This is a genomic window from Micromonospora sp. D75 (assembly GCF_018070405.1).
GTDB classification, from domain to species: domain Bacteria; phylum Actinomycetota; class Actinomycetes; order Mycobacteriales; family Micromonosporaceae; genus Micromonospora; species Micromonospora chalcea.
Window position 1 is genome coordinate 1 of the sequence record NZ_JAGPXV010000147.1, and the last position, 10,389, is coordinate 10,389.

12 protein-coding genes and 2 pseudogenes are annotated in these 10,389 nt (G+C 74.1%); 7 read left to right on the forward strand and 7 right to left on the reverse strand.

Annotated features, from left to right (window positions below; all coding sequences use genetic code 11):
* Positions 1-142: pseudogene (locus KBX39_RS33270) on the forward strand (alkanesulfonate monooxygenase); the annotation flags it as partial.
* 30 nt (positions 143-172) lie between these two features.
* Here KBX39_RS33270 and KBX39_RS11750 read toward each other — a convergent pair.
* From KBX39_RS11750 to KBX39_RS11780, 7 genes are all read right to left on the reverse strand, one after another.
* Positions 173-682 (reverse strand): NUDIX domain-containing protein, encoded by a 510-nt coding sequence (locus tag KBX39_RS11750; RefSeq protein ID WP_210870442.1) that lies wholly within the window; start codon positions 680-682, stop codon positions 173-175.
* A gap of 41 nt (positions 683-723) precedes the next feature.
* Positions 724-1,284: an NADAR family protein gene (locus KBX39_RS11755; RefSeq protein WP_247660101.1), complete on the reverse strand. Its 561-nt coding sequence runs from the start codon at positions 1,282-1,284 to the stop codon at positions 724-726.
* Positions 1,285-1,604: 320 nt separating this feature from the next.
* Positions 1,605-2,246 carry an SRPBCC family protein gene (locus KBX39_RS11760; protein WP_064445702.1) on the reverse strand — a complete coding sequence of 214 codons (642 nt, stop codon included), beginning with the start codon at positions 2,244-2,246 and terminating at the stop codon, positions 1,605-1,607.
* Positions 2,243-2,608 carry a helix-turn-helix transcriptional regulator gene (locus KBX39_RS11765; RefSeq protein ID WP_069088507.1) on the reverse strand — a complete coding sequence of 122 codons (366 nt, stop codon included), beginning with the start codon at positions 2,606-2,608 and terminating at the stop codon, positions 2,243-2,245. The genes KBX39_RS11760 and KBX39_RS11765 overlap by 4 nt, the downstream gene beginning before the upstream one ends.
* A gap of 91 nt (positions 2,609-2,699) precedes the next feature.
* Positions 2,700-3,374, reverse strand: a complete 675-nt coding sequence (locus KBX39_RS11770) for a peptidoglycan recognition family protein (protein WP_187693201.1) — start codon at positions 3,372-3,374, stop codon at positions 2,700-2,702.
* Positions 3,375-3,447: 73 nt separating this feature from the next.
* Positions 3,448-4,194: a lysozyme gene (locus KBX39_RS11775; protein WP_064445705.1), complete on the reverse strand. Its 747-nt coding sequence runs from the start codon at positions 4,192-4,194 to the stop codon at positions 3,448-3,450.
* A gap of 126 nt (positions 4,195-4,320) precedes the next feature.
* On the reverse strand, positions 4,321-5,808 hold the full coding sequence (locus KBX39_RS11780; RefSeq protein WP_312247086.1) for an NAD(P)/FAD-dependent oxidoreductase: 1,488 nt from the start codon (positions 5,806-5,808) through the stop codon (positions 4,321-4,323).
* On the opposite strand from KBX39_RS11780, the gene KBX39_RS11785 reads away from it, so the two are divergent.
* The 6 genes and pseudogenes from KBX39_RS11785 to KBX39_RS11810 form a co-directional block, all read left to right on the forward strand.
* Entirely contained in the window at positions 5,767-6,117 is a 351-nt protein-coding gene (locus KBX39_RS11785; RefSeq protein ID WP_210870444.1) for a YciI family protein, read from the forward strand. The two genes, KBX39_RS11780 and KBX39_RS11785, sit on opposite strands and share 42 nt — an antisense overlap.
* Positions 6,114-7,319, forward strand: coding sequence for an RNA polymerase sigma factor (locus tag KBX39_RS11790; protein ID WP_210870446.1), 1,206 nt, complete (start codon positions 6,114-6,116; stop codon positions 7,317-7,319). Before KBX39_RS11785 ends, KBX39_RS11790 begins: the two co-directional genes overlap by 4 nt.
* A gap of 140 nt (positions 7,320-7,459) precedes the next feature.
* The gene (locus tag KBX39_RS11795) at positions 7,460-8,272 is read left to right on the forward strand and encodes an ABC transporter ATP-binding protein (RefSeq protein ID WP_210870448.1); all 813 of its coding nucleotides are present in this window, start codon (positions 7,460-7,462) and stop codon (positions 8,270-8,272) included.
* On the forward strand, positions 8,269-8,985 hold the full coding sequence (locus KBX39_RS11800; RefSeq protein ID WP_210870450.1) for an ABC transporter ATP-binding protein: 717 nt from the start codon (positions 8,269-8,271) through the stop codon (positions 8,983-8,985). The genes KBX39_RS11795 and KBX39_RS11800 overlap by 4 nt, the downstream gene beginning before the upstream one ends.
* 13 nt (positions 8,986-8,998) lie before the next feature.
* Positions 8,999-9,877 (forward strand): branched-chain amino acid ABC transporter permease, encoded by an 879-nt coding sequence (locus KBX39_RS11805; protein WP_043323502.1) that lies wholly within the window; start codon positions 8,999-9,001, stop codon positions 9,875-9,877.
* Positions 9,874-10,389 (forward strand): annotated as a pseudogene (locus KBX39_RS11810) (branched-chain amino acid ABC transporter permease); the annotation flags it as partial. The gene KBX39_RS11805 and the pseudogene KBX39_RS11810, both read left to right, overlap by 4 nt.

Genomic DNA, 10,389 nt, shown 5'->3' on the forward strand with positions numbered 1-10,389 from the left:
GGAGGAGGCGTACTGGTTCGGCGAGGGCGTGCTGCCGATCCTGCGGCGGCGCGGGCTGTGGCGGCACCCGGCCGGCGAGCCGGAGATCGAGGCGCCGGCCGCCGTGCCGTTCTCACCCCAGCCGGTTCCGGCCCGCGGCTGACCGCGCCGCACGGTGCCGGGGCCGGTCCGGTCAGAGCGGGCGTTGCCCGGCGAGGAAATCGGCGAGCACCCGGGTGTGCGTGGAGAAGGCCAGCTCGACCGGATCGGTGAGCACCAGCCACTCGGTGGCCTCCTCGGTCGGCGCCGACGGCGGCAGGTCACCGATAGCCCGCTCGGGCAGCACCCCGAAGACCATCATGGTGCCGCCAGCCGGAGCGCCGTGCACCGCGAACAGCCGCGCCTCGCCGGCCTCGGCCAGCAGCCCGGTCTCCTCGCGCAGCTCCCGCACGAGCGCCTCGGACCACTCCTCGCCGTACTCGACGAAGCCACCCGGGAGCGCCAGCAGCCCCCGGGCCGGTTCGATGTCGCGGCGCACCACGACCACGCCGAGCCCCTGCGGCGTGCGGACCGGCAGCACCGCCACCGCGACCGGCAGCGGGTTGCGCCACACCGTCTCGCCGCACGCGGAACAGCCCCGCGGCCACCCGGCGCCCGCCGGGTAGGCCGCGCCGCAGAAGGAGCAGTGCGAGTACGGGGTCACGCCGCAGCACGTTACCCGCACCTGCCGCCCGAGGTCAGACGTCACCCCCTCTGGCCGGTGAGCTGGGCGCGCGCCTCCATCAGGGCGAAGCCGAGCAGGTTGTCGCCCCGCCAGGTCGCCGGGTCGGCGGCGCGCGGGTCGTCGGCGGTCAGGCCGATGCCCCAGACCCGGTCCGTCGGGCTGGCCTCGACGAGCACCCGGTCGCCGGTGCCGAGCAGGAACCGCCGCAACGGCTCGTGCTGGGCGAACTTGGCCACGCTGCCGGCCACCACGATCTCGTAGCGGCGGGCCGCCCAGGTCGCCTCGTCGAAGTCGCGCACCTGCCGGCCGAGCGCCTTGGCCCGGTGCGGGTGCCCGGCGGCCAGCACCCGCTCGGCGACCGCGTGGTCACCGAAGAGTGTGGCCTTGTGCCACATCATCCAGTGCTCGGCGGTGGCGAACTCCCGGCCGTCCACTGTGAACGCCGCCGGCCACCACTGGCTCAGGCAACCCGCGCCGACACTGCCGTCGCGCTGCGGCCGGTGCCCCCAGAAGCGCAGATACTTGAACGTCGCGCCGGTGTCGAGCGCGGCGGTCAGGTCGGCGACGGAACGGATCGGCATGCCCCGCAGTCTGCCCCACCCCACCGACATCCCACCGCCGCGTTTCGCCCCTGCAACGATCACCCGCATCTCCGCCGGGACAACGACGGATGTCCAGCTTGGAGAGGCCTGCTCCACATCACGAGATGCAAAGAGATCTTGAAAGGAAAAGGCTCCTATGGCGACCCTTTCCTTCCAAGATCTCGAAGAGCTCGACCGAACCCGTCGATCTTGCGATTTGGTGCCCCGCAAACTCCGTCAAACGGACATTCTGAGGGCCCAAACCGCAAGATCGACGAGGAGAGGGCGGGGGAGGGCGGGGAGAGGGAGGGAGAGGAGGGTCAGGGCGTGGGGGCGCCTGTGTAGAACGCGGTGACGCGCTCGCCCGCGGCTTGTGCCTCCTCGGCCGGGGTGCCGGCCTCGATGCTTGCCTCCGTCCAGCTCCTGCTGGACTCGGTGACGAAACGGAGGCCCTCGGGTGAGGCCATCCACTCGGCTGCGGCGGCCGGGTCGACGCCCGTGCCGTCGGCCGCGAAATGGGAGGCCAGCCCGACCAGCGCCAGGTCCCAGCCGATGCCGACCGCGCCCGGGCCGTACTCGGCCCACCGCTGGTCGTCGACGTGCGCGACGTGCTCCAGCTCGAAGCGGGTACGCCCGGGGCCGGCCTCGCGCAGCCGCACCTCGATCCAGCTCACCTCGTCGCCGAACTCCCAGGTGGCGGCGAAGCCGTGCGGCGGGTCGCAGCGTTCGACGGTGCCACCGGCGTTGCCCTCCAGTTGGTAGCGGCCGCCGAGGCTCAGGTCGCCGGAGACCGGCAGGAACCAGCGCGGTATCCGTTCCGGGTTGGTGCAGGCGTCGAAGACGTCGTCCACCGGCGCGTCGTACGTCTGGGCGATGGTGAGCACCCGCGCCTGCCCGGCGGGGAGCGTACGGTCGCCGATGCGGCGCTCGACGGCGCTGATCTGTCCGGTCACGTCGATCATGGTTCGGTCCTCTCGTCGTCGGTGTCGTCTGCGCGCAGCCGTCGTTCGCGGCGGCCCCGGGCCAGCTCGGTGGCGAGCGCGGCCAGTGGCGGCGTCCAGAAGCGGCGGAACCCGTCCAGCCACGCGTCGATCTCGCGCAGCGGGCCGGGGTCCACGGCGTAGAGCCGGCGGGTGCCGTCGGCGCGCACCGTGGCGAAGCCGTGTTCGCGCAGCACCTTGAGGTGCTGCGAGACGGCGGGCTGGCTGATGCCGAACTCGCGCCGCACGGTCTCGCCGAGCGCCCCGGCGGGCTGCTCACCGTCGGCGAGCAGTTCCAGGATCCGGCGGCGGACCGGGTCGCCGAGAACGTCGAAGGCGTGCACGACACCTTTGTATCAGACTCGGCTTATATAAGCGAGCGCTGACGCGCTGCGGGACGCCCGTCGCACCCGGGCGTCCCGCGTACCCCCGTGGTCAGCCGCCGAGACGAGCGGCGACGGTACGGCGCAGCTCCGGCAGGCGGTCGTGCAGCAGGCCCGGGCACTGCGTGTCGTTGAAGTCCTTGTGTCCGTAGATCTCGGTGGGCGCAATGCCGTACTGCTGGCAGGTGAACGCGCAGAACGTCACCAGGCTGTTCCAGAGCGCCTGGGGCGGCTGCACATCCAGGTAGATGCCGTCGTTCTCGATGCCGATGGCCTGGCTGTTCTGCCCGACGCAGTGCGCGCCCTGCACCATGGTCTGGCCGTGCAGCAGCGCGTAGAGGCTGCCGTGCCGGCCCTCGGTCAGGTAGCCGCCCCGGCTGTTGGTGAAGTGCTGCCCGGAGTCGAGCCAGCCGTTGCTGTCCATGTGCAGGTTCTGGATGTCGCGGGAGTTCCGGTACGCCTGGGCGAGGCTGTAGTCGGTGGTGTTCGGGAACGCGGTGTGGTGCACGATGATCTTGTTGGGCCGGCTGGCCACCACGCTCACCGGCGACGAGGGCGGGCGGGCGCCCCAGGTCGCGCAGTTGGCGATGGTCGGCTGGTCGACCCGGGTGGCAGCGGCCCGCGCGTCGGGGCCGGAGCCGATCTGGGTCAGCGCACCGACGCCGGCGGCGGCGCCGAGCAGGACCGCGCCGCGCAGCACGGTCCGCCGGTGGACGGGAACAGACATCGCAGCCTCCTCGTGGGGTGAGGTAAGGCCGGGCGTGGCGGGACCGGCACCGCCCGCCACGCCCGGGCCGGCGTCAGCAGGGTCCGTTGCAGGCCAGCACGCGCAGCCGGTCCAGCGAGCCGTTCCACACGTTCTGGTCACCGGGGAAGACCCCGGAGGAGGACCACTGCCAGAACGAGTACGTGCCCCAGCCGGCCGGCAGCGTGCCGACGCTGCTTGCGTAGCGGGCGATCCACAGTGGGTTGTTGGCCGCGAACTGCGAGGTGTTGCCGGTGCAGGTGCTCCACCAGTCGGTGGTGGTGTAGATGGTGGCCCACCGGCCGGTGCGGGCGTAGTACTGGTTGACGAACGAGGCGATCCAGCTGCGCATCGACGCCTGGCTCAGGCCGTAGCAGGTCGCGCCGTACGGGTTGTACTCGATGTCCAGCGCGCCGGGCAGCGTCCGCCCGTCCTTCGACCAGCCGCCGCCGTGGTCGACGAAGTAGTTGGCCTGGACGGCGCCGCTGGTGGTGTCGGGGCGGGCGAAGTGGTACGAGCCGCGGATCATCCCGACGTTGTACGAGCCGTTGTACTGCTGGGCGAAGTACGGGTTGGTGTAGTACGTGCCCTCGGTCGCCTTGACGTAGGCGAACCGGGCGCCGTTGGCCCACGCCCCGGACCAGTTCACGTTGCCCTGGTAGCTGGACACGTCCATGCCGGGTAGTCCGGCCGGGGCGGCGGAGGCGGGTGCCGCTGCGGACAGGGCCGCGGCGGCGACGGTGACGGTGGCGAGCAGCGCGGCTCCGGCCGCGCGCAGCGCCGATCGGATCGATCTGTGCATCTGTCCTCCCTGGGGGTTGCCGCGCTCCGGCGGCGGGAGTATGACGAAAGGAACTGTCGTCATTAGTGCACAGGGCGGAGAAACTTTTCAATAGAGTGCATCGAAGAATCTCACTGAATTGGGTGCTCAGCCGAGCTGGGCGAGCGCCTCGGCGGCGGCGCGCTCGCCGGCGGTCACCGCGCCCTCCAGGTAGCCGCTCCACCGGGTCGCGGTCTCCGTGCCGGCCCAGTGCACCCGGCCCACCGGCGTGCGCAGTTCCGGGCCGTACGCGCACCACGCGCCGGTCGGCAGGACGCCGCAGAAGCAGCCGCGCGTCCACTCGTCGGCAGACCAGTCGTACTCGACGAGGTCGTCGGGGCGCGCGGCGGCCGGGCCGAAGATCGCGGCGAGCGCCTCGCACAGCGCGTCCCGGCGCGCGCCCTCCGGCAGCCGGCGCAGCGCCCGGGCCTGCGCGCCGTAGCTGAACGCGGTGAGGATCCCACCGGGTACGTCCGGCAGCGAGTTGTCCACCGTCTCGGTGAGCGGCCCGGTGTCGGTGCTGGACACGCCGGAGCGGCCGTCGGCCCGCCAGAACGGCTCCGGATAGAGCGCGTGGACCTTGAGCGCCGCGCCCATCGGCATCCGCTGGGTCAGCCCGTCGCGCAGCGGCGGCAGCGGCGGGTCGTACCGGATGCGCCCGGCCAGCGTCGGCGCCAGCGCGACCACCACCGCGTCGCCGCGGTACGTCTCGCCGCCGCAGCGCACCCGCACCCCGTCGCGGTCCTGCGCGACGCCGTCCACCGGCGCGCGCAGGCGCAGGCTCCCGGGAGGCAGCGCGGCGGCCATCCGCTCGGCCAGCGCGGCCGGGCCGCCGGCGATCCGGTCCTGCTGGGCGCCACCGGCCATGCGCAGCAGCGACCGGGTGCCGCCGCCGCTGCGCAGGTAGAACAGCATGTGCAGCAGCGAGACCTCGTCCGGCGAGGCGGCCAGCAGGCCACCGGCGAGCATCCGGCCCGCGTACCCGGCGGTGACCGGGTCGGCCCCGCTCGCGTCGAGCCAGCCGCCGAACGTGACCCGGTCCCACAGTGCCGCCCCGTCCGCCCGCCACGGCGCGGCCGGGTCGAGCCCGGCCGCCATCTCGTCGAGCGTGCCCAGCAGCGCGGACAGCCCCGGCGGTTCCCCGGTGGCCGGGCGTGCGCCGAGCAGCAGCGTCGCCGCGCCGTGCGCGGGGGAGGGGAACGTGGCCAGGCCGTACGCGGCGGCGAGCGCGTACATCCGGTCCTGGGTGGGGCCGATCCACTGCGCGCCGAGATCGAGCCAGCCGCCGCCTGGTAGCGGTCGGCTGAGCGTGCGGCCGCCCACCCGGTCCCGGGCCTCCAGCATCCGCACCTGCGCGCCCGCCGCGTCCAGCGCGAGCGCGCAGGCCAGACCGGAGAACCCGGCGCCCACGACGACGACCCGGTGGCGGCGCACGCGGCGGCGTACCCCGCTCCTGGCCGGATTCACCCGGCCCGGCGTGTCGAAACCGGCGTCAGCCGTTCGTGTGGAGGGTGAAGGGGCGGCGCGGGGCCGTCCGGTGACGAGGAGAAGCCGATGAAGCAGTACCTGATCAGCATGTACCAGCCGGCCGGCCAGGGACGCCCGGACCCGGAGTTCCTGGCCGGGGTGATGCGCGAGGTCGAGGCCATCGGCCGGGACCTGCGGGAGGCGGGGTGCTGGGTGTTCGGCAACGGCCTGCACGACCCGCAGACCGCCACCGTGCTGCGCCCGGCCGGTGACGAGTTGCTGGTCACCGACGGGCCGTTCGCCGAGGGCAAGGAGTACCTGGGCGGCGTCACCATCATCCGGGCGCCCGACCTGGACGCCGCGCTGGACTGGGGCCGCCGGTACGCGCTGGCGACCACGCTGCCGATCGAGGTCCGCCCGTTCCAGGGCGAGGGATGACCGACGTCGAACGGGTCTTCCGGGCCGAGTACGGCCGCGCGGTGGCCGTCCTGGTCCGTCTCCTCGGCGACATCGACCTCGCCGAGGAGGCGGTCCAGGAGGCGTTCACGATCGCCGTCTCGCGCTGGGCCGCCGACGGGCCGCCGCCCAGCCCGGCCGGCTGGATCATCACCACCGCCCGGAACCGGGCGATCGACAGGTTGCGCCGCGAGGCCACCCGGACTGCCCGGCACGCCGAGGCCGCCCTGCTGCACGCCGCCGACCCGCCCGCCGAGGAGGGGCCCGTGCCCGACGACCGCCTGCGCCTGATCTTCACCTGCTGCCACCCGGCGCTCGCCGCGCCCGCCCGGGTGGCGTTGACGCTGCGCCTGCTCGGCGGCCTGAGCACCGCCGAGATCGCGCGCGCCTTCCTGGTGCCGGAGCGGACGATGGCGCAGCGCCTGGTCCGGGCCAAGGCGAAGATCCGCGACGCCGGTATCCCGTACCGGGTGCCGCGCGACGCGGACCTGCCGGACCGGCTGCGCGGGGTCCTCGCGGTGGTCTACCTGATCTTCAACGAGGGGCACACGGCCAGCGCGGGGGAGCGGCTGGGCCGCGCCGAGCTGGGCGCCGAGGCGATCCGGCTGGGCCGGCTGCTGGTGACGCTGATGCCGGACGAGCCGGAGGCGCTCGGCCTGCTCGCGCTGATGCTGCTCACCGAGGCGCGCCGGGACGCCCGGACCGGGCCGGACGGGGCGCCGGTGTCGCTGTCCGAGCAGGACCGTGGCCGGTGGGACCGGGAGCTGATCGCCGAGGGCCAGGAACTGGTCCGCCGGTGCCTGCGGCGGGGCCGGCCCGGCCCGTACCAGCTCCAGGCCGCGATCGGCGCGGTGCACGCGGACGCGCCGACCGCCGCCGCGACCGACTGGGGACAGATCCTCGCGCTCTACGACCAGTTGGCGGCCGTCGCGCCGGGACCGGTGGTGGCGCTGAACCGGGCGGTCGCGCTGGCCGAGGTACGCGGACCGGCGGCCGCTCTGGCCGAAGTGGACCGGCTCGACCTGACCGGATACCACGTGTGGCACGCGATCCGGGCCGACCTGTTGCGCCGCCTCGACCGTCCGGCGCAGGCCCGGATCGCGTACGACGCGGCGATCGCCGGCACCGGCAACGCGGCGGAGCAGACGTTCCTGCGCCGCGCCCGCGACCGGATGGCGGGATGATCACACCGACAGTGCACGTTGGAGGCCGATAACCCCGGGAAATGAACCGTGATCGTCTGGGCATTGACGCGGCGGCAGGGAAAAGTACACTCCCGGTGTAATTAGTTTTTCCGCGCTCCGTCGACCGGCACGAGGTGACGATGAGCCCACCGGCCACCCCCGCCGACGATCAGGGTCTGGCGCTGCACCACGTCGGCGTACGCTTCGGCGGCCTGGTCGCCCTCGACGACGTCTCGCTGCGCGTACCGCCCGGCCGGGTCGTCGGCGTGATCGGGCCCAACGGCGCCGGCAAGACCACGCTGTTCAACGTGGTCTGCGGCTTCGTCCGGCCGACCGAGGGGTCGCTCACGCTCGACGGCCGGCCGTTCCGGCCCCGCCCGCACGCCCTCACCCGGCTCGGCATCGCCCGCACGCTCCAGGGCGTCGGCCTGTTCACCGGGCTGACCGTGCTGGAGAACGTGGTGGCCGGCGCGAGTCACACCGCCCGCGCCGGTTTCGCCGCCGCGCTGTTCGGCCTGCCGCGCAGCGACAACGACGAGCGCCGGCTGCGCGCCCAGGCCCTGGACCTGCTCGCCGAGCTGGGCATCGACAAGCACGCCGACGCCGCGCCGGGCACCCTGCCCTATGCGGTACGCAAGCGGGTCGCGCTGGCCCGCGCGCTGATCGCCCGCCCCCGGCTGCTGCTGCTCGACGAGCCGGCCGGCGGTCTCGGCGCCGACGACGTGGCCGAGCTGGCCGACCTGGTCCGCGCGTTGCCCGACCGGGCCGACGGCTGCGCCGTGCTGCTCGTCGAGCACCACATGGACCTGGTCATGTCCGTCTGCCACGACCTCGTGGTGCTCGACTTCGGCAAGGTGATCGCCGCCGGGGCGCCGGAGAGCATCCGCGACGACCCGAGGGTCACCGAGGCGTACCTGGGCGCCGACGTGCCGGTCGAGGGGAGCACGCCGTGACCGCCGTGCTGGAGGTGGAGGCGCTCAGCAGCGGCTACGGCCCGGTGCCGGTGCTGCGCGACGTCGCGTTCACCGTCCCGGCCGGCACCGTCACCGCCGTGCTCGGCGCCAACGGGGCGGGCAAGACCACGCTGCTGCGTACCCTCTCGGGCCTGCTGCGGCCCACCGGCGGCCGGATCCGGTACGCGGGCGAGGACCTGCGCGGCGTCCGGGTGGAACACCTGGTCCGGCGCGGGCTGGCGCACGTGCCGGAGGGGCGCGGCGTGGTGACCGAGCTGACCGTGGCCGAGAACCTGCGCCTGGGCGGGCTGTGGCGGCGTGACCGGGCCGACGCCCGGCGCGCGCAGGACGAGGTGTACGAGCTGTTCCCCGCGCTGGCCCGCCGCCGCGACCACGCCGGACACCAGCTCTCCGGCGGCGAACGGCAGATGCTCGCGATCGGCCGCGCGCTGATCGCCCGGCCCCGGCTGCTGCTGCTCGACGAGCCGTCGCTCGGGCTGGCGCCCAAGGTCACCGCGCAGATCATGGCGCTGCTGCGGCGGCTGCGCGACGAACGGGGGCTCACCGTGCTGCTGGTCGAGCAGAACGTACGCAGCGCGCTCTCCGTCGCCGACCAGGGCATCGTCATGTCGCTCGGGCGCGTGGTGATCGCCGCGCCGGCCGCCCGGCTGCGCGACGACGACCAGCTCCGGCACGCGTACCTCGGATTCTAGGAAGGGGTCGCGGATGGAGCGGTTCTGGTTCCTCACCTTCGACGGGCTCGCCGCCGGGGCGGTCTACGCGGCGTTCGCGCTCGCGCTGGTGCTCATCTGGCGGGCCGCCCGGGTGGTCAACTTCGCCCAGGGCGCGATGGCCGTGGCCACCGCCTACGTCGGCTACGCGGTCGTCTCCGCCACCGGCTCGTACTGGCTCGGCCTGGCCGCCGCGATCCTGTCCGGACTGGCCCTGGGCGCGCTGGTGGAGCGGGTGCTGATGCGGTTCGCCGGGCCCGGCGGGCCACTCAACCAGGTGATCGTCGCGCTCGGCCTGGTGCTCGTCATCCAGGCGGTGCTCGGCATGATCTTCGGCAACGAGTACCGTCCCGCCCCGGCGCCGTTCGACACCGACGCGCTCACCATCGCCGGGGTGGCCGCGCTGTCCCCGTACGACCTCTGGGTGCTCGGCGCGGCGCTGACGGTGGTGGCGCTGCTCGCGGTGCTGTTCACCCGCACCCCGATCGGATTGCGGATGCGGGCTGCCGCGTTCGCCCCCGAGGTGTCCCGGCTGCTCGGCGTCAGCGTCGGCCGGATGCTCACGCTCGGCTGGGCGCTCGCCGCCGCCGTCGGCGCGCTGGCCGGGATGCTCGTCGTCCCCACCGGACTCGGCCTGCACTCGCACGCCATGGACCTGGTCTTCGTGATCGCGTTCACCGCCGCCGTGGTCGGCGGCCTGGACAGCCCGGTCGGCGCTGTCGTCGGCGGCCTGCTGGTCGGGCTGATCCTGTCCTACGTCACCGGCTACCTCGGACCTGACACCACCCCGCTGGCCGTCCTGGTGCTGCTGCTGGCCGTCCTGCTGGTCCGCCCCGGCGGGCTCTTCTCCGCGGCGAGAGCGAGGCACGTGTGACGACCACCCCGACCGAGACCGCGCCCGCCACGGCGTCCCCGCTGCGCCGGCTGCTGCCCGGCGCGCCGGCCGGACGCGATCCGCGCGGCTCCACGCTGCTGCGCCACCTGGCCGTGGCCGTGTTCGCCGGCACGCTCGTCGTGCTGGTCACCAACCAGCTCGCGCCGTACCAGAACCTCCAGGTGGCGCGCGTCTGCGCGTTCCTCTGCGTCACCGCCGGGCACACCGTGCTGGTCGGGCTCAACGGCCAGCTCTCGCTCGGGCACGGCGCGCTGATGGCCACCGGCGCGTACACCGTGGCGCTGACCCAGCAGGCCCTCGACGAGCGGGCCGTACGCGGGTGGTGGACGCTGCCGGCGTCGCTGCTCGCGGGGGTCGCGGTGACCGCGCTCGGCGGACTCGTGGTCGGGCTGGCCGCGGCCCGGCTGCGCGGCCCCTACCTGGCCGGCGTGACCCTCGCCGTGGCGACGCTCGTCCCGGCGGTCACCACGATCTTCACCGGCGGGTTCAAC